Below are 16,279 nucleotides of genomic sequence, written 5' to 3'. Positions count from 1 at the left end.
TTAGTAGGTGATAGTTTGAAAAAAGGTATAATTTTAAAGGCGTTAAGTGGGTTTTATTATGTTGAAGAAGTTGAGACAAAAAAAATCATCCAATGTCGTAGTCGAGGATTATTTAGAAAACAAAAAATAACGCCTCTTGTTGGGGATCGAGTTCGTTTTTTAGTTGAAGAAGATGGAAATGGCTATGTCATGGAAATTGAAGATCGTCAAAATGAACTGGTTCGCCCCCCTATAGCAAACGTTGATTTGGCTTTGGTTGTTTTTTCAGTCAAAGAACCTGATTTTAACGTTAAATTACTCGATCGTTTTTTAGCGGTTATCGAGATGAATCGTATTGAACCGATTATCGTATTAACTAAATTTGATTTGTTATCAAAAGAAGAACACGAGGTTTTAGATCCTATTTTTGATTATTATCGTCAGATTGGTTATCAAGTCATTGAGACTTCATCAAGAAATCAAGTTGGAATTGAAGCGATTACGGAGTTAATTAAAGATCGCATTATTGTCGTTTGTGGACAATCAGGCGTTGGGAAGTCATCGCTATTAAATTCAATTGATGAAACTCTAGATATTCAAGTAAATGAAATTTCAAAAGCATTAGGACGTGGGAAACATACGACTCGTCACGTTGAGTTGCATAAGTTAAGTGGTGGATTAATTGCTGATACCCCAGGATTTAGTTCATTAGATTTAGATCAACTTGAGGCAACAGATTTATCAGAATGTTTTATAGATTTTTATGAACTATCAGACCAATGCAAGTTTAGAGGATGTGTTCATGAATTTGAACCAAATTGTGCAGTGAAACGGGCAGTAGAAAATCATGAAGTATTGTCTAGTCGATATGACAATTATTTACAGTTTTTAACTGAGATAAAATCTAGAAAGCCAAAGTATTAATTGTTGGAGGGATAAGGAATGTTAAAGATTGCACCATCTATTTTAGCAGCTGACTTTTCCATGTTAGCAGAAGAGGTAAAATGCGTTGATGCATTAGGAGCAGATTATATCCATATTGATGTGATGGATGGGCATTTTGTTCCAAATATTACATTAGGGCCAGGAATTGTGAAATGTCTTCGTCCCCATACAACGTTGCCTTTTGATGTTCATTTAATGATTGAAGAACCGGATCAATACATTAAAGAATTTGTGGAGGCAGGAGCGGATATTATTACAGTTCACGTTGAAGCATGCCGACACTTACATCGTACGTTACAATTGATTAAGCAATATAATATTGCTTGTGGGGTTGTTTTGAATCCTCATACACCGCTTGAAATGATTAAACATGTTTTAAATGATGTGGATTGGATTTTAGTTATGTCGGTTAATCCAGGATTTGGAGGACAATCATTTATTTCTGATTCATTAAATAAGATTGCAACTTTAAACCAATGGCGAGAAGAGTTTGGATATGAATATTTAATTGAAGTTGATGGTGGTGTAAACGAAGAAACAGCACGTTTGTGTGAACAAGCAGGAGCAGATGTTGTTGTAGCGGGGTCAGCGGTATTCAATGCACCTGATCGCAAATTAGCTATTCAAAAAATTAAAGGATAATCATGATGATTGCTAAAATTATGTGTGGGGCCCCAAATGGTTGGTTTGATGAAGCTTCTTTAAAGGACGCATCTATTAGTATTGGTGTGGATAGAGGAGCCTTAGTTTTAGTTAATCAAGGAATTATACCTGACATTGCGATTGGTGATTTCGATTCAATTGGAGAGTGCGATTATCAAAAGATCCAACAATTATGTTCAAAGGTAATTAAGTTACCGTGTGAAAAAAATGAAACAGATACAGAGGTGGCTATTGAGTATGCAATCTCGCTTGGTGTCACCGAAATCTATATCTATGGAGCAATGGGGGGGCGAATTGATCATACACTAGCTAATATTCGCCTTCTGTTACAGTTTAGCGAAGCGAAAGTACGTATTTTTATAGTTGATCAAACAAACTCACTATGTTTACTTTCAAGAGGCGATCATAAATTTTTAAGACCAGCTCATCAATATATTTCATTTTTTGCTTTTGAGACAACGGTTAAGGGATTAACACTTAGAGGTCTTAAATATCCATTGACTAATTATGAGTTAACTCAAGGTGATATTCGCTGTATAAGCAATGAAGTATTAGCAGATAAGTTTAGTCTTTCATTTGATGAAGGATATTTATTGATGGTAAACAGTAGAGATTGAATGAAGGGTTTTTTAAATCCTGTTAAAATTAAGTTATATCTCCCTAACTTTTAACATATAGTGTAAAGAATTAAATTATCCTTTGCATGGGGGAGAGATCTACATGAGATTTTATACAATTAAATTACCGAAATGGTTAAGTGCCATTGTAGTCGGTGTCATGAATATCTTCAAAAAACACTAAAAAAACTGTCGATTTAATCGACAGTTTTTTTCTTTCAGTATGAGATTATGAATTTTTAAGAATAAAATCAATATTTTTAATTATATCTTTAAAACTGTTAATTTATAGATTGAAATTTTTTAACATCGGACATATGATAATGGTATAAAATGGTAAAAAGGAGGGAGATAGATGTCCTATCTATACTTATTAGATAGAATTGAAGAGGGGCGGATAACTGTTAAACAAGCGATAAAAGAAATTGAAAAAGACACTCAGCACAAGCTGGAATACCGTGCTAAGAAAATAAAAGTACGGATAATCGATGAAGGTAAAGTGATTCGACTTCCTGCTCTTCGATTTGGAATGATTAAAGCAATGTTAAAAATCTGTCCACCTTTTGTGAGATTTATTACAAAACACATGGCAACGACGGAAGAATCGAATGAAATGGTAGAAATCGTGATTGATGGATTTAGTGAGTTTTTAGATTTAATGAGGGGATATCCACCGATTAATCTTATTCATATTAAATCAGAAGAGAATGAAGTGATGATTTGTACCAAATAAAGGTGGTGAAGGATTTGAAGCAATATGAAACACTCGGATTTTGTCCGGTTTGCGAACAATCATTACTTGTCACACAGTTAAGTTGTCAATGTTGTAAAACCCAAATGAATGGACAGTATCGTTTGAATAAATTTAGTTATTTACCTAAAGAATTGCTCGTTTTTGCTGAGATTTTCTTGAAGAATAGAGGGAATATTAAGGAAGTTGAACGAGAGTTAGGAATTTCTTATCCAACAGTTCGAAGAATGTTAGACCAAACCATTCAATCACTCGGATACCAAACGACGGAAACTACTTTACAGACACATGAAATTTTGGATCGGATTGAAAAAGGGGAAATGACAGTAAGGGAAGCGACGGAACTGTTAAAAAGATAAAGTAAAAAATGAGAGGGAGATTTAAATGAATGAAGAATTAGTTAAAATTTTAAAGATGATTGAAAATAAAATAATTACAGCCGAAGAAGGGCAAAAATTAATTCAGGCAATGGAGACAGCGAAAAAAAAGGTAGCTACAGTTAATCAATCAATGATTGGGCGCTTTTTACATATAGATGTAGAGTCACTTGAAAAAGGGGATGAAGAGGTTGTAGAAATCAATATCCCATTAAATGTCGCAAAATCATTTTTAAAACTTGGATTTATTCAAAATCAAATTAATGAAAAAGCGGGTACGGATGTAGCTGTTGATATTGATGAAATCACACGATTAATTGATTTAGATTTTGTGGGTGATTTAGTGATGGTGGACACAAAAGATGCAAAAGTAAGAATTTGGATTGATTAATAACAATAAAAAAAAGTTATCCAACATGATAACTTTTTTTTATTGTTATTAATAAACGCGTTCTACTTTACCTGATTTTAATGCGCGAGCAGAAACGTATACTTTTTTAGGTTTACCGTTTACTAAGATTTTAACTTTTTGAACGTTAGACTTCCAAGTACGTTTTGAAGAGTTCATTGCATGAGAACGAGCGTTTCCTGTTGTCGTACGACGTCCTGTAATTGTACAAACACGAGCCATAGTCAAACCTCCTTACTTCACTAACTATCTAAGACTCATATTAATTTATCACATTTTTTATAAATTATCAAGTTTTTTTGAAATAATTGCAGAGAATAGTATTGTTTCCGTTGTTTTAGTCGCCTTGATTGACATTTTTCATTTGTCATGGTGTATAATATATAGTAAAATGATATCAAGAATATAGCGATGAGGGAGGTTTGTCAATCATGACAGTCCAAATTAAAAATGAATATGGTCGAATCGACATTTCAAGAGATGCCCTTTCTACAGTCATCGGAAATGCTACAACAGAATGTTATGGTGTTGTGGGGATGGCTTCAAAGAATTTTGTTAAAGATGGATTAGCCGTTGTTTTAGGTAAAGAGAACTATAGTAAAGGTGTTACATTACGCGCCGATGACAATAATAAGTTAATCGTTGATTTATATGTAATTGTTGGAATTGGAATTAAAGTATCAGAAGTATGTTTTGAAATTCAGAAAAAAGTTCAGTATGTGATCGAAAAAACTTTTGGAGAACATGTTAAAGAAGTTAATGTGTTTGTGCAAGGTGTTAAAGGTTTAGATCGCTAGGAGGAGTATTGTTCATGTCGTTGAAACAGATAAATGGTATCGTATTTAAACAAATGGTAATAAATGGAGCTAATAACTTAGCCAACAAATCTAAATATGTTGACCAATTAAACGTATTCCCTGTTCCGGATGGAGATACAGGAACAAATATGAGTATGACTATGACTGCGGGAGCAAAAGAGTTAGTTTCTTTAAATGAAGCCTCAATTGGAAAAGTAGCAAAAGTTTTATCACGTGGTTTATTAATGGGTGCCCGTGGAAACTCAGGTGTTATTTTATCACAATTATTTAGAGGATTTGCTACAGGTCTTGAGGGGAAAGACGAAGCGAGTATTGAAGAGATTGCTTTTGCACTTGAAAGTGGTGTTAAAACAGCTTATAAAGCAGTTATGAAGCCAGTTGAAGGAACTATTTTAACTGTTGCTCGTGAATCGGCTGAAGCTGCTGTTTGCAAATATGAAACAGTTGAGACCATCACTGATTTATATGAACTAGTCGTAAATGAAATGCAAATTTCATTGGATCGTACACCAGATCTTTTACCTGTTTTAAAAGAGGTAGGCGTTGTTGATAGTGGTGGACAAGGGTTAACATATATTTTTGAAGGATTCTTAAAAGCTTTAAAAGGTGAAGTAATTAATTTAGAACAAGTATCTGAAACGACACAAGAATCAGCTCAAATGGCATTAAGCAGTGATGAAATTGAATTTGGATATTGTACAGAGTTCATTTTACGTTTAGATGAGGAACGCACTCCATTTAAAGAAGAAGTTTTCCGCGGACGTTTAGAAAAGTTAGGAAATTCGATTGTCGTTGTTCAAGATGAAGATATTGTTAAAGTTCATGTTCATACCTTAACACCAGGAGAAGCTTTAACATTAGCACAAAAACATGGTGAATTTGTGAAGTTAAAGATTGAAAATATGACAGAACAACACAATGAAATTATCGGACAAAATAGTTCTGAACCGGCTATGCCAGCGACAAAAGAACAAGTGGAATATGGAATTATTTCAGTTGTTGCAGGTGAAGGGATTAAGCACTTATTTGAGGAACAAGGATGTCATTATGTGATTGAAGGTGGACAGACAATGAATCCATCAACAGAAGACTTCTTAAAGGCAATTGATGAATTAAATGCAAAAAATATTATTATTTTACCAAATAATAGTAATATTATCATGGCAGCTAATCAAGCGGCTCAAGTAACAGAAGATATTAATGTTGTTGTTATTCCGTCAAAAACAATTCCACAAGGTTATACATCATTAATTATGTTTAATGAAAATGCATCTGTTACTGAAAATACTGAAGTAATGACACAAGCTATTACAGAAGTAAAATCAGGACAAGTTACATATGCTGTTCGTGATACACAAATGAATGGTGTTGACATTAAGGAAAATGATTTTATCGGAATTTTAGATAAAGATATTGTTGTATCAGTACCAGATCGTTTTGAAAGTGCTTGTGCTTTAGTTGATAAAATGATTGATGAAGATAGTGAAATTGTAACGATCATTTACGGTGAAGGAACAGATGAAGATGAAGCTGATGAATTAGCAGAGTACATTGAAAACAAATATGATGACGTAGAAGTAACGATTTTCAATGGAGAACAACCTGTTTATTCATACATTATCTCAGTTGAGTAATAGAATGAGATTTGAGACGTGTTAATCATTTAACACGTCTTTTTTCATATTTAAATTGACACTTTATGATACAATATAAGAAAAAATGATGATTTGAAAGGGTGTGAGAAAATGTCATTAAATGAAATTTTAGTTACAGAAGTTAAAGGGGTCGGCAAAGCAATGGTTGAAAAGTTGGCTCAACTTAAAATTGTGACGGTAAAAGATTTATTAGAGTATTTTCCCTATCGCTATGAAAATTATGAATTGATTGATATTCATCACGCCATGCATGAAGAAAAAATTACCGTTGAAGCAAAAGTCATTACAGCTTGTAGTGTTCAATATTATGGAAAAATGAAGGCTCGTATGAGTTTTAATGTGTTAGTTAATCATGAAGTCGTTAAAGTCGTTGTCTTTAATCGTCAATTTTTAAAAAATCAATTAAAGTTAGATACTTTAATTACCGTGACGGGAAAATGGGATTTAGGACGTAAGGTAATTACAGCGACAGATATTATCATTGGGAGTGCAGAGGGAAGAGGAATTGAGCCAGTTTATTCTTTAAAGGAAATTCCAACTAAAACATTTAAAAAAATAGTAAAAGCAGCCTATGAACAATTTCACTCACTGATTAATGATGATCTTCCACTCGACTTGCAACAATCTTATCGATTAATTTCATATAAGGATGCTGTATCATTTGCCCATTTTCCAAAGAATAAAGAACAAGTACGTCAAGTTGAACGCCGTATTAAATATGAGGAATTATTGAAGTTTCAGCTTAAAATTCAATATTTACGTCATCAAACGAAACATGAAAAAGTAGGGGCGAATAAATGTTTTGATGAGATGAAAGTGGAGCAATTCATTCATCAATTGCCGTTTCAATTAACAGAGGCACAGTTGACTGTATTATCTGAAATCAAAACAGACTTAATGAGTCCCACTCGGATGAATCGATTACTACAAGGGGATGTAGGTTCAGGAAAAACAGTTGTAGCAGCTGTGAGCTTATTTATGACAATGTTAGCTGGTTTTCAGACGGCTTTAATGGTTCCAACTGAAATACTTGGGCAACAACATTATAAATCATTTTGTGAGCTCTTTTCCCCGTTTAAAGAGGTAAACATAGAGTTTTTAAGTAGCTCGGTTAAAGGGAAACGACGACGTGAAATTTTAGAAAAGTTAAGACAAGGTGAAATTAATCTGCTCGTTGGAACTCATGCGATTATTCAACAAGAAGTTGTCTTTCAAAATTTAGGACTTGTCATAACGGATGAACAGCATCGTTTTGGAGTCAATCAGCGAAAAATGTTACGTGAAAAAGGTGAATTTGTAGATGTATTGATGATGACAGCAACGCCAATTCCAAGAACGCTTGCAATTTCAGCTTTTGGTGATATGGATGTTTCAACGATTACTCAAATGCCTAAAGGGCGTAAACCTGTTGAAACCTATTTAATTGATAGTGGAAAGTTAGATCGGGCATTAAATTTTATTCAAGATGAGATTTTAAGTAAAGGTCAACAGGCGTATGTTATTACCCCACTAATTGAGGAATCTGAAGCGATGGATGTACAAAATGCGGTAGAAGTGTATCATTTGTGGCAACACCATTTTCAGGGACGGGCAAAGGTCGGATTAATGCATGGACGTTTGTCTCAAGCTGAAAAAGATGCTGTAATGGATGATTTCGTGGCGAATCGTTCTCAAATTTTAATTTCAACGACTGTGATTGAGGTTGGAGTAAACGTTCCAAATGCCAATTTGATGCTCATTTATGATGCCCACCGATTTGGATTATCGCAATTACATCAGTTAAGGGGACGTGTTGGACGTGGAAGTGAACAGGCCTATTGTCTATTGATGAGTGATATTAAAAATGAAGCGAGCTTAGAGAGACTAACAATTATGACTCAGACAACGAATGGCTTTGAAATATCAGAAGCTGATTTAAAACTTCGTGGTCCTGGAGATTTCTTTGGGGAGAAGCAGTCAGGGGTTCCAGTGTTTAAAATGGCGGATTTAGTACAAGATTTTAATATTTTACAAGTTGCGATGCAAGATGCTTATCGTTTAGTCAGTTCAGATGAATTTAAACAAAATAATTTATATTTACCACTACGCGATTATATCGAATCAACGGTGGCCAATGAGATGCATCAATTTGATTAAAATCAGAAAAGTTAGGTGTCGAAAACCTTTGAAATAGTTTATAATGGTAATAGTTATTTTTTTTATAAGATGAATGAATGCTAAGGAATTAGCGTCAATGAATGAGGTGACATGAAATGTTTAAAATAGGATTAGACGCCATGGGTGGCGATTTTGCTCCAGAACAACCAGTATTAGGTGCTTATGAAGCAGTGGAAAAATTTAATGATATTGAGATTTTGTTATATGGGCAAGCGGATGAAATAAAAAAATATATGAAGGAACCACACGAGCGTATTAAAATCGTTCATTGTGAAGAAGTGATTCCGATGGATATTAAAGATCCTGCCATGGCCATTCGAAAATATAAAGATTCTTCAATGGTACGTGCTTGTAAAGATGCTAAAGCTGGTGAAATTGATGCGGTTGTTTCAGCAGGAGCTACAGGTGCGTTAATTGCAGCGGGAACGTTGGTTGTAAAACGTTTGAAAGAAGTGGAGCGTCCAGCCTTAGCTCCTGTTATGCCGACGATTAAAGCAAATAAATATACGATTTTATGTGATGCTGGAGCAACAAGTGAGGCCAAACCTCAATATTTATATCAGAATGCGAAAATTGCTTCAATTTATGCCAAAGAAGTGTTACATATTCAAAACCCAAGTGTTGCTTTATTAAATATTGGAACAGAAGAAGGAAAAGGAACAGACCTTCAAAAAGAAGCATTTAAATTGATTCAAGCGGATTCTTCGATTAACTTCGTTGGAAATATGGAAGGAAAAACAATGATTTCTGGTGAAGTAGATATCATTGTGGCAGATGGATACTCTGGAAATATTGCCTTAAAAGCGGTAGAAGGGACTTCAAAATCAGTCTTTTCATTATTAAAAGAAGAATTAATGTCTTCAACACGAGGAAAAGTAGGGGCTTTAATTTTAAAACCAATTTTTAGCCGTATTAAAAAGCGAATGGATGCTTCAGAGGTAGGGGGAGCAATGTTACTTGGGGTAACAGCACCTGTTATCAAAGCTCACGGATCATCGGATTCTCTTGCTATAATGAATGCGATTCGTCAAGCACGTGAAGCTGTTTCACAAGATGTCGTGAATAAAATTAGTCAAGCATTGAGAGAAAATGTTGAATAGTCATCTGATTTGCAGTTGAAAATAGATGTAGAAATGTCTTGTTACTTCTATTTTCGTCGAAAACACTCGACTCTTTACGAATCTCTTGTGAAAAGCCTGGAAAAGGGTTATAATTATTTGGAATTTGAATGGAGGTGAAATATTTTGGCATATTTAGATCAATTAGCGGAGTTTTTAAAAGAAAATAAGATTGCGTTTCGTCAACTAGATCGTTATTGTCAGGCTTTTACTCACTCATCGTACGTTAATGAACATCGCCATTTAAAAATTGAAGATAATGAGCGATTAGAATATCTAGGAGATGCGGTCTTAGAATTAACAGTCTCAAACTACCTTTTTAATTTAAAACCTTCTCTTTCAGAAGGTGAAATGACGAAGATTCGTGCCCAACTTGTCTGTGAGCCATCACTTGAGTCTTATGCTCGTAATTTAAACTTAGGAAAGTTAATGTTATTGGGGCGTGGTGAAGAAAATTCTGGAGGTCGTGAACGTCCAACGGTTTTAGCTGATGCGTTTGAAGCATTTGTTGGGGCGATGTATCTTGATTTAGGAATGGACACGGTTTACTCATTTGTTCATGAGATTATTCATAAAGCTTACCAACAAGGTGAAGTGACACAAGTATTTGATTATAAAAGTACGTTACAAGAACTTGTGCAAGCAGATTCTAAAAAAGCAATTGAATATCGTATTATTTCTGAGACAGGTCCAGCTCATAATCGTTCATTTGAAGCTATTGTTTTATTGGATGGGATTACGCTTGGACGTGGAATTGGAAAAACTAAAAAAGAAGCTGAACAACAAGCAGCTAAAGGTGCAATAGAGATTCTAGCGAAGAATCATGAAAAAAAATAATCTATTGTTAAAGAGATTAGTCTAGATTTGTGTTTAATAGCAATAAATAGTTACCTAGATAATCGGAACCTTTGTATCCAATACATTTACGTGTTAAGGCTGATGAAAGAAATATTGAAACCATTTTTGTAAATATCTAGATGAATGATAGGAAGGAAGAATGCAAAACTTTATTTGTTTAAAGTATGGTTTTGCTTTCTTCTTTTTGTTTTTTACAAGGAGGAGTTATTGTGGGTTATTTTGTTGTAACGGGAGCTTCATCAGGGATAGGAGAAGCCATTTGTTATGCACTTGCAAAACGTGGGTATTCACTAATTTTAGTAGCAAGAAGAGAAGAGTTATTAAAACAATTAAAATCTGATATTTTAAAAAAATATAAAGTGAAAGTTGAAGTGATGCCGTTTGATTTATCGGATATGAAGCAAACGGAATTGCTCTATGAGGCTTGTCAGATTTATTCTATCGAGGGTTTAATTAATAATGCAGGATTTGGATTATTTGGTGACTTTATCGAGATAAACTTAGAGAATGAATTAAATATGATTGATTTAAATATTAAAAGTTTACATCTTTTGAGTAAATTATTTTTAAAAGATTTTGTGGAGCAAGATAAGGGATATCTGATGAATGTCGCTTCAACTGCAGCCTTTCAATCTGGTCCCTTAATGGCGAGTTATTATGCTACAAAAGGGTATGTCTTACAATTAACAGAAGCCATTTCTTATGAGCTACAGATGAAGAAATCAAACGTTAAGGTAAGTGTTTTATGTCCAGGTCCAGTTGATACAGATTTTCAAAAACGTGCACATATTCAGGTGGCATCAACTAAAATTAAAACAGCAGAAGAAGTGGCTGAAATTGCAGTTGCAGGCATGTTAAAAGGAAAAGAAGTCATTGTTCCAGGAATGATTAATCGATTTTTGTTATTTTTTAATCGTTTTATTCCAAGAAAATGGGGCCGTATGCTCGTTTATCGAAATCAATTGAAAAAACAAAAGTAATCCAACTATTTTATTAGTCATAAATTGTGTTTCTATCTAATACAATCATCATTAAGAGGTGAGAGTATGAAAGTAAGGCTAGGGACAGTTGAGGATATCGATTTAATTGTTCGTTTAAATAATGAACTCAATCAAATGATGTCCAAGTTGCAACCGGATGATTTTAAAAAAATAAGTGAAGATATCGATTGGGTGCGGCAGTATTTATTGAATGAGAAAGCAGATTATCTATTGTTAGAAGATGAAGGTGAAATTCGGGGACTTGCTCTTGTTGAGCAATTAGAATCAATTGATCTTCCATCTTTACTCAAGCGTCATTATGTTTATTTAGTACATTTAGTTGTGGATCCTTTATATAGAGGATGTGGATATGGACATGAATTATTTAAGGCGGCTAAGGATTGGGGGAAAGACCGTCAATTAGAGTATATTGAGCTAAGTGTATTAGCTAATAATCAGGCAGCCTTAATGTTTTATGAAAAAGAAGGTTTGATGAATGTTCGAAATGTGATGAGAACCCCGATCAAATAAAGTAAGGATGAAAGGTAACTCAAGAGAACTCGATTATCTTTCATTCTTGAATAGTAATGTTTGTTAATAATTAACAGATATTTGGTTGACGAAGAAAATGATGTAGAGTATAATATTAAATAAGATAATAAATGTAAATCTTATGCGCTTGTAGCTCAATTGGATAGAGCATCTGACTTCGGATCAGAGGGTTGTGGGTTCGACTCCTGCCAGGCGCGCCATTTTTATTTGTTAATCATAGACTACTTATTTAGGTGGTCTTTTTTTTTGTTCATAAAAAGGCACTCCCTCATGGGAGTGCCTTTTTAAATGGTCATGACGATTCCAAATCTTGAAAGATAGTCTTGATGTTGTTTAAAGTTCACATCATACATCCCAACCTTACGCCAGAAAGAGCGGTCATGGTTCATATGAAAAATATGACATAGCTCGTGAATAACAACGTAATCAATCACTTCAATTGGGGCCATAGACAGTTTATAGTTGAATGTAAGTTGCTTGTTAGAATCACAAGTTCCCCATGTTTTAGGGGAGTCTACCACAGTGACGTTTTTAGCTTTGACGCCAATGATTTTTTCAAAATGTTGAACACGTTTTTTTATGATCTTTTTCGTTTGAGTGGTATAAAATTGTTGTAGTTGCTTTTGAATTTCTTTCTCTGACTCAGGTATTTCTGGAATGAGTTGATTAAGATGATAACCTTTTCCAAGATAGAGGAAAATTTCTTCTTTATCGTAGGATTTTTCGTTTGAGATATATTTTCGATTCTCTATCTTTTCTTGAACTTTTAGTAACAGATTAGCGTTTGAATTCATAAATTCATGGATAGCTTGTTCCGATGTTTTTTGAGGTACCTTCAAGGTGATATGTCCCTCTGGTGTTATATCTAGCACCATTTTTTTTCGTTTTCCATATTGAATATCAAATATAATTGATTTGTTCTTAATTGTGATTTGCATAGTAGGTCTCCGGTATTTAATTAAAGAATATAACTTATTATATCACACAATCCGAAGGGATTGAGAGGTGGATTCAAGTGATAAAAAGTTTAAAGAAATTGGATTCTTTTTTATCATAAAACTTTTTTTTAAGCATATGGTTAATTGTAGCTCAAAATACACGGTGTTCATTGAATCACCAATCCAAAAACTAATCATACTAAAAGGAGAGGTTAAATATGTGGGAACATACTCAAGAGGGAGTCGCAAGAAAATTTGAAACAAGAGGAAAAGAAGAAGTAATCGTTGAGATTAAAACAAAACAAGGGATTGCTGTGATTAAGTATCCTAACTATGAACAAGTGATTTGCGGGATTCGAGATAATAAAGTGAAAATTTGGAATGATCTTTTATTTGATCCGGTAACTTATCATCAAATTAAATCACAGATGACGGCACTTTGTGTCAAAAAAGAAACAGCATCAAATAAAAATGCGACAAAACGTCGTTAATATAATAAAAAAAGCGATTGTCTACAAAGACAATCGCTTTTTTTATTACATTAATTCTTCAATTTTTGTTTTTAAGTCAACATAAATTTTTTCGATAATATCGAAATCAACAGCATCAATATAAAATTGTTCTAATTGATCATGAAATTGTTTAGCAAGACCTAAAGCATCCGTTCCTTTTTTAATGGTTTGTTTATATCGATTTGAGATTTCTTTCAGAGCGGCTTCATTCTTTTCATCTGTTCCTTTAGTGACCAGAGCATCGTACATATCGATGATTTCATCTGTTGGTTTGTTTGGAAAGTATTCGTGAGGAGCTGTTGAATCGAAGAAACAGATACCTTTAGAGGGGATTAATAGCATGTCAAGTGAGTCTGGATCAAATGAACAGTGATAGATTTCAATATCATATCCTAGTTCTTCACAGTGGGCTGCCATTTGTTTTAGAAGGGTTGACTTTCCTGTTCCAGGACGTCCTTTAATAAAGTAGCGTTTACTTAAGTCCTCAGTTAAGTTTTGAATATAGTCAGTTGATCCGGTTGGAGTAGAGGCTCCAAAAAATCGATGTTTAACCACTGCGGTATGATCTTGTTTTTCAAAATTTAATAAGGTGTCACAAATATATTGTCTAAGTAAAGGGGCTTTGTTAAAATCCATTTCAGCTATGTAGATGCTTTCCCATTCATCATGAATCCCTAATGCTTCGGCGTAAGATTGGTATAAAACATCATAGCAGTGTCCAATTTGATATTTTAGAGCTAAAATATCAGCTGTATGAGGTTTTAATAGTTGACGGTCCCAAGCAACGCCTAAATTGACGTATTCTTCAATAGCACCAGGGGCAGTTGGTTCAATAACGTGTGGAGCAGTTCCATCGACAATTCCAACAGAAAGTTTAGGAATAATGACCCCATCAAGTGAATCTGCATCAGATGAACAATGGATAAATTCAATATCATACCCTAAATCATAAAAGTGGGCCCCAATTTTTTTCATCAAAGTTGATTTACCTGTTCCAGGACCTCCTTTTAAAATATACAAGTTATTTAATCCTTGTAAATTAGAATCAAAAAAATTACAAAATCCTTTTGAACTATTTGCGCAAGTAAAATAGTTTTTGATTGATGCTCCCATATACATCCTCCTTAGATGAAACCTAATAGACTTTACTTTTTATCATATGGGACGTAGGCCTAGAGTGTTCATAAAAATCGTCTTTTTTTTATATGAAAATCGATAACTTTCTTTCATTGCGATATAAGTCGTCTTATGATATGATTAAACTAATTATAATATCATCACAAGGGATGAACTAGAATAGTAGAGGTGGATTAATCGATGTTTTTTGTTAATTTAATACGTGGTTTTTTTATGGCATTAGCCGATAGTGTTCCGGGTGTTTCAGGAGGAACGATCGCATTTATTTTAGGATTTTATGATCAATTTATCGGATCATTAAATACATTGATTTCAAAAAATAATAAAGAAGAAAAATTAAAAGCTTTGAATTTCTTAATTAAAATTGGAATTGGTTGGGCCATTGGGCTGATTGGTTCTGTTTTATTTTTAGCTTCTATTTTTGAAGAACATATTTATAATATTAGTTCTTTATTTATTGGATTTATTATTTTCTCAATTCCGTTAATTATTAAAGCGGAGCGCGAAACATTAAGAAATAAATATATTAATCTTGTTTGGACAGTTACCGGAATTTTGATTGTAGTTGCGATTTCTGTCTTTAATCCTATTTCTTCGGGTGGAGGAATTAACATTTCTTTATCAAATTTAAACATTGGATTAATCATTTATGTCTTCTTAGCTGGGATGATCGCCATTTCTGCTATGGTGTTGCCTGGAATTTCAGGATCAACTTTATTATTAATTTTCGGACTTTATACGACAATTATTGGGGCTATTAAAGAGGTTTTAACGTTTAATTTCAGTTATGTTCCTATTTTATTTATTTTTGGAATTGGAATTATTACTGGAATCTTATCAACGATTAAATTAATTCGTCATGCTTTAGAAAATGCACGTCCACAAATGATTTATCTTATTTTAGGATTAATGATTGGATCAATTTATGCGGTTTTAATGGGGCCGACAACGCTTGAGACACCGCAATTACCAATGTCATTTGAGACATTTAATCTTCTTTACTTCATCATTGGTGGGGCAGTAATTATTGGATTAGAACAATTTAGTGCAGCTTTAGAGCGCAAACAGCAACGTTAATAAAAAAATACTGTACACGTTATGTACAGTATTTTTTTGATATCTCTGTAAACGTTTTATTAAAAGTGTAGATTGAAAAAAGTTATCATGAAGTTGTGTTTTGTTTTTATAAGTTGTTTGTAGTTTCAAGGGGGAGATAGGATTTGAGAATTAGGGGCTAAGAAAGGGAAGGTAAAGAAGTTTATATCCTTTGAATGTAGTATTTCACCTCATGAAAGTCAGCTCTTTAAATTAATTCAAAAGTAAAAAAATCGACCGCTGGTCGATTTTTTTATTTTGTTAACTTAGCAACTGATTTTCTGATTATTAATTCAGGATGATAAGTATGTTTCATTTCATAATGTGGATTATTAATCATGGTCAGAATAGACTCAGCCGCAAGTTTTCCTAACTCTTTTCCAGGATGTGTGATACTTGTTAAGGGAACGACCCCGATTTGACTTAAGCTTGAGTTGTCAAAGCTAACAAGTGAAAGGTCATGAGGAACGTTCAGCTCACTTGAAGCGAGTAATTGAATAAGTTTCATTGCAATTTGATCATTGTAGCAAACAGTGGCAGTTGATGATTTGAATTTTTTTAATAATTGAGGAAGGTTTTCAAGGCAGAATTGTTGTTCCATGTTTTCCGTTGAGTACCAAATAATTGCAGATTCATCAACAGAAAGATTATGTTTATACATTTCAGTTAAAAATCCTTTATAGCGTAGATTTCCTTGCATGTCATCGTATTTAAAAAT

20 protein-coding genes and 1 tRNA gene are annotated in these 16,279 nt (G+C 33.6%); 17 read left to right on the top strand and 4 right to left on the bottom strand.

The window, feature by feature from the left end; translation table 11 throughout:
• The first annotated feature begins 15 nt into the window (after nucleotides 1-15).
• From rsgA to J6D32_RS03465, 7 genes are all read left to right on the top strand, one after another.
• Complete coding sequence (rsgA, locus tag J6D32_RS03490; RefSeq protein ID WP_006784056.1) at nucleotides 16-903, top strand: ribosome small subunit-dependent GTPase A; 888 nt, start codon at nucleotides 16-18, stop codon at nucleotides 901-903.
• 18 nt (nucleotides 904-921) lie between these two features.
• Entirely contained in the window at nucleotides 922-1,566 is a 645-nt protein-coding gene (rpe, locus tag J6D32_RS03485) for a ribulose-phosphate 3-epimerase (RefSeq protein WP_006784057.1), read from the top strand.
• Nucleotides 1,567-1,571: 5 nt separating this feature from the next.
• Nucleotides 1,572-2,204 (top strand): thiamine diphosphokinase, encoded by a 633-nt coding sequence (locus J6D32_RS03480; protein WP_006784058.1) that lies wholly within the window; start codon nucleotides 1,572-1,574, stop codon nucleotides 2,202-2,204.
• Nucleotides 2,205-2,307: 103 nt separating this feature from the next.
• On the top strand, nucleotides 2,308-2,388 hold the full coding sequence (spoVM, locus tag J6D32_RS14060) for a stage V sporulation protein SpoVM (protein WP_081448223.1): 81 nt from the start codon (nucleotides 2,308-2,310) through the stop codon (nucleotides 2,386-2,388).
• 171 nt (nucleotides 2,389-2,559) lie between these two features.
• Nucleotides 2,560-2,937: a hypothetical protein gene (locus tag J6D32_RS03475; protein WP_006783247.1), complete on the top strand. Its 378-nt coding sequence runs from the start codon at nucleotides 2,560-2,562 to the stop codon at nucleotides 2,935-2,937.
• Nucleotides 2,938-2,951: 14 nt separating this feature from the next.
• Nucleotides 2,952-3,314, top strand: coding sequence for a DUF2089 domain-containing protein (locus J6D32_RS03470; RefSeq protein ID WP_006783248.1), 363 nt, complete (start codon nucleotides 2,952-2,954; stop codon nucleotides 3,312-3,314).
• A 25-nt stretch (nucleotides 3,315-3,339) separates the two neighbouring features.
• The gene (locus tag J6D32_RS03465; RefSeq protein ID WP_287467283.1) at nucleotides 3,340-3,723 is read left to right on the top strand and encodes a hypothetical protein; all 384 of its coding nucleotides are present in this window, start codon (nucleotides 3,340-3,342) and stop codon (nucleotides 3,721-3,723) included.
• 48 nt (nucleotides 3,724-3,771) lie between these two features.
• Here the strand turns inward: J6D32_RS03465 and rpmB are convergent, their stop codons facing one another.
• Entirely contained in the window at nucleotides 3,772-3,963 is a 192-nt protein-coding gene (gene rpmB, locus J6D32_RS03460; RefSeq protein WP_006785135.1) for a 50S ribosomal protein L28, read from the bottom strand.
• Between the two features lie 209 nt (nucleotides 3,964-4,172).
• On the opposite strand from rpmB, the gene J6D32_RS03455 reads away from it, so the two are divergent.
• The 8 genes from J6D32_RS03455 to J6D32_RS03420 all read left to right on the top strand — a co-directional run bounded on the left by J6D32_RS03455 (nucleotide 4,173) and on the right by J6D32_RS03420 (nucleotide 12,079).
• Nucleotides 4,173-4,538, top strand: coding sequence for an Asp23/Gls24 family envelope stress response protein (locus tag J6D32_RS03455; RefSeq protein WP_006785134.1), 366 nt, complete (start codon nucleotides 4,173-4,175; stop codon nucleotides 4,536-4,538).
• 14 nt (nucleotides 4,539-4,552) lie between these two features.
• Entirely contained in the window at nucleotides 4,553-6,193 is a 1,641-nt protein-coding gene (locus J6D32_RS03450; RefSeq protein WP_006785133.1) for a DAK2 domain-containing protein, read from the top strand.
• Nucleotides 6,194-6,304: 111 nt separating this feature from the next.
• Nucleotides 6,305-8,350: an ATP-dependent DNA helicase RecG gene (gene recG, locus J6D32_RS03445; protein ID WP_006785132.1), complete on the top strand. Its 2,046-nt coding sequence runs from the start codon at nucleotides 6,305-6,307 to the stop codon at nucleotides 8,348-8,350.
• Between the two features lie 116 nt (nucleotides 8,351-8,466).
• Nucleotides 8,467-9,471 (top strand): phosphate acyltransferase PlsX, encoded by a 1,005-nt coding sequence (plsX, locus tag J6D32_RS03440; RefSeq protein WP_006785131.1) that lies wholly within the window; start codon nucleotides 8,467-8,469, stop codon nucleotides 9,469-9,471.
• A 144-nt stretch (nucleotides 9,472-9,615) separates the two neighbouring features.
• On the top strand, nucleotides 9,616-10,326 hold the full coding sequence (gene rnc, locus J6D32_RS03435) for a ribonuclease III (protein ID WP_006785130.1): 711 nt from the start codon (nucleotides 9,616-9,618) through the stop codon (nucleotides 10,324-10,326).
• A 230-nt stretch (nucleotides 10,327-10,556) separates the two neighbouring features.
• Entirely contained in the window at nucleotides 10,557-11,327 is a 771-nt protein-coding gene (locus J6D32_RS03430) for an SDR family NAD(P)-dependent oxidoreductase (RefSeq protein WP_006785129.1), read from the top strand.
• Between the two features lie 66 nt (nucleotides 11,328-11,393).
• Complete coding sequence (locus J6D32_RS03425) at nucleotides 11,394-11,858, top strand: GNAT family N-acetyltransferase (RefSeq protein ID WP_006785128.1); 465 nt, start codon at nucleotides 11,394-11,396, stop codon at nucleotides 11,856-11,858.
• A 144-nt stretch (nucleotides 11,859-12,002) separates the two neighbouring features.
• A tRNA-Arg gene (locus J6D32_RS03420) sits at nucleotides 12,003-12,079 on the top strand.
• An 84-nt stretch (nucleotides 12,080-12,163) separates the two neighbouring features.
• On the opposite strand, the gene J6D32_RS03415 is transcribed toward J6D32_RS03420, so the two are convergent.
• Nucleotides 12,164-12,817, bottom strand: a complete 654-nt coding sequence (locus tag J6D32_RS03415; RefSeq protein ID WP_006785127.1) for a M48 family metallopeptidase — start codon at nucleotides 12,815-12,817, stop codon at nucleotides 12,164-12,166.
• A 218-nt stretch (nucleotides 12,818-13,035) separates the two neighbouring features.
• Here J6D32_RS03415 and J6D32_RS03410 point away from each other — a divergent pair, with 218 nt between their 5' ends.
• Nucleotides 13,036-13,308, top strand: a complete 273-nt coding sequence (locus J6D32_RS03410) for a hypothetical protein (RefSeq protein ID WP_055163623.1) — start codon at nucleotides 13,036-13,038, stop codon at nucleotides 13,306-13,308.
• Between the two features lie 45 nt (nucleotides 13,309-13,353).
• On the opposite strand, the gene J6D32_RS03405 is transcribed toward J6D32_RS03410, so the two are convergent.
• On the bottom strand, nucleotides 13,354-14,442 hold the full coding sequence (locus J6D32_RS03405; RefSeq protein ID WP_006785379.1) for a PRK06851 family protein: 1,089 nt from the start codon (nucleotides 14,440-14,442) through the stop codon (nucleotides 13,354-13,356).
• 204 nt (nucleotides 14,443-14,646) lie between these two features.
• Here J6D32_RS03405 and J6D32_RS03400 point away from each other — a divergent pair, with 204 nt between their 5' ends.
• The gene (locus J6D32_RS03400) at nucleotides 14,647-15,543 is read left to right on the top strand and encodes a DUF368 domain-containing protein (protein ID WP_006785378.1); all 897 of its coding nucleotides are present in this window, start codon (nucleotides 14,647-14,649) and stop codon (nucleotides 15,541-15,543) included.
• A 271-nt stretch (nucleotides 15,544-15,814) separates the two neighbouring features.
• Here the strand turns inward: J6D32_RS03400 and J6D32_RS03395 are convergent.
• On the bottom strand, nucleotides 15,815-16,279 hold a 465-nt coding region (locus J6D32_RS03395), incomplete at its 5' end, for a substrate-binding domain-containing protein (RefSeq protein ID WP_287467280.1).

The organism is Turicibacter sp. (assembly GCF_017941855.1).
Taxonomy (GTDB): domain Bacteria; phylum Bacillota_I; class Bacilli_A; order MOL361; family Turicibacteraceae; genus Turicibacter; species Turicibacter sanguinis.
This window is presented reverse-complemented; position numbering and strand designations above follow the sequence as displayed.

Coding starts and splice junctions, on each gene's coding strand:
- J6D32_RS03455 (WP_006785134.1), top strand. CDS start 4,173: ATGACAGTCCAAATTAAAAATGAATATGGTCGAATCGACATTTCAAGA.
- rpmB (WP_006785135.1), bottom strand. CDS start 3,963: ATGGCTCGTGTTTGTACAATTACAGGACGTCGTACGACAACAGGAAAC.
- plsX (WP_006785131.1), top strand. CDS start 8,467: ATGTTTAAAATAGGATTAGACGCCATGGGTGGCGATTTTGCTCCAGAA.
- J6D32_RS03450 (WP_006785133.1), top strand. CDS start 4,553: ATGTCGTTGAAACAGATAAATGGTATCGTATTTAAACAAATGGTAATA.
- J6D32_RS03415 (WP_006785127.1), bottom strand. CDS start 12,817: ATGCAAATCACAATTAAGAACAAATCAATTATATTTGATATTCAATAT.
- rpe (WP_006784057.1), top strand. CDS start 922: ATGTTAAAGATTGCACCATCTATTTTAGCAGCTGACTTTTCCATGTTA.
- J6D32_RS03475 (WP_006783247.1), top strand. CDS start 2,560: ATGTCCTATCTATACTTATTAGATAGAATTGAAGAGGGGCGGATAACT.
- J6D32_RS03425 (WP_006785128.1), top strand. CDS start 11,394: ATGAAAGTAAGGCTAGGGACAGTTGAGGATATCGATTTAATTGTTCGT.
- J6D32_RS03410 (WP_055163623.1), top strand. CDS start 13,036: ATGTGGGAACATACTCAAGAGGGAGTCGCAAGAAAATTTGAAACAAGA.
- J6D32_RS03465 (WP_287467283.1), top strand. CDS start 3,340: ATGAATGAAGAATTAGTTAAAATTTTAAAGATGATTGAAAATAAAATA.
- spoVM (WP_081448223.1), top strand. CDS start 2,308: ATGAGATTTTATACAATTAAATTACCGAAATGGTTAAGTGCCATTGTA.
- recG (WP_006785132.1), top strand. CDS start 6,305: ATGTCATTAAATGAAATTTTAGTTACAGAAGTTAAAGGGGTCGGCAAA.
- J6D32_RS03405 (WP_006785379.1), bottom strand. CDS start 14,442: ATGGGAGCATCAATCAAAAACTATTTTACTTGCGCAAATAGTTCAAAA.
- J6D32_RS03480 (WP_006784058.1), top strand. CDS start 1,572: ATGATTGCTAAAATTATGTGTGGGGCCCCAAATGGTTGGTTTGATGAA.
- J6D32_RS03400 (WP_006785378.1), top strand. CDS start 14,647: ATGTTTTTTGTTAATTTAATACGTGGTTTTTTTATGGCATTAGCCGAT.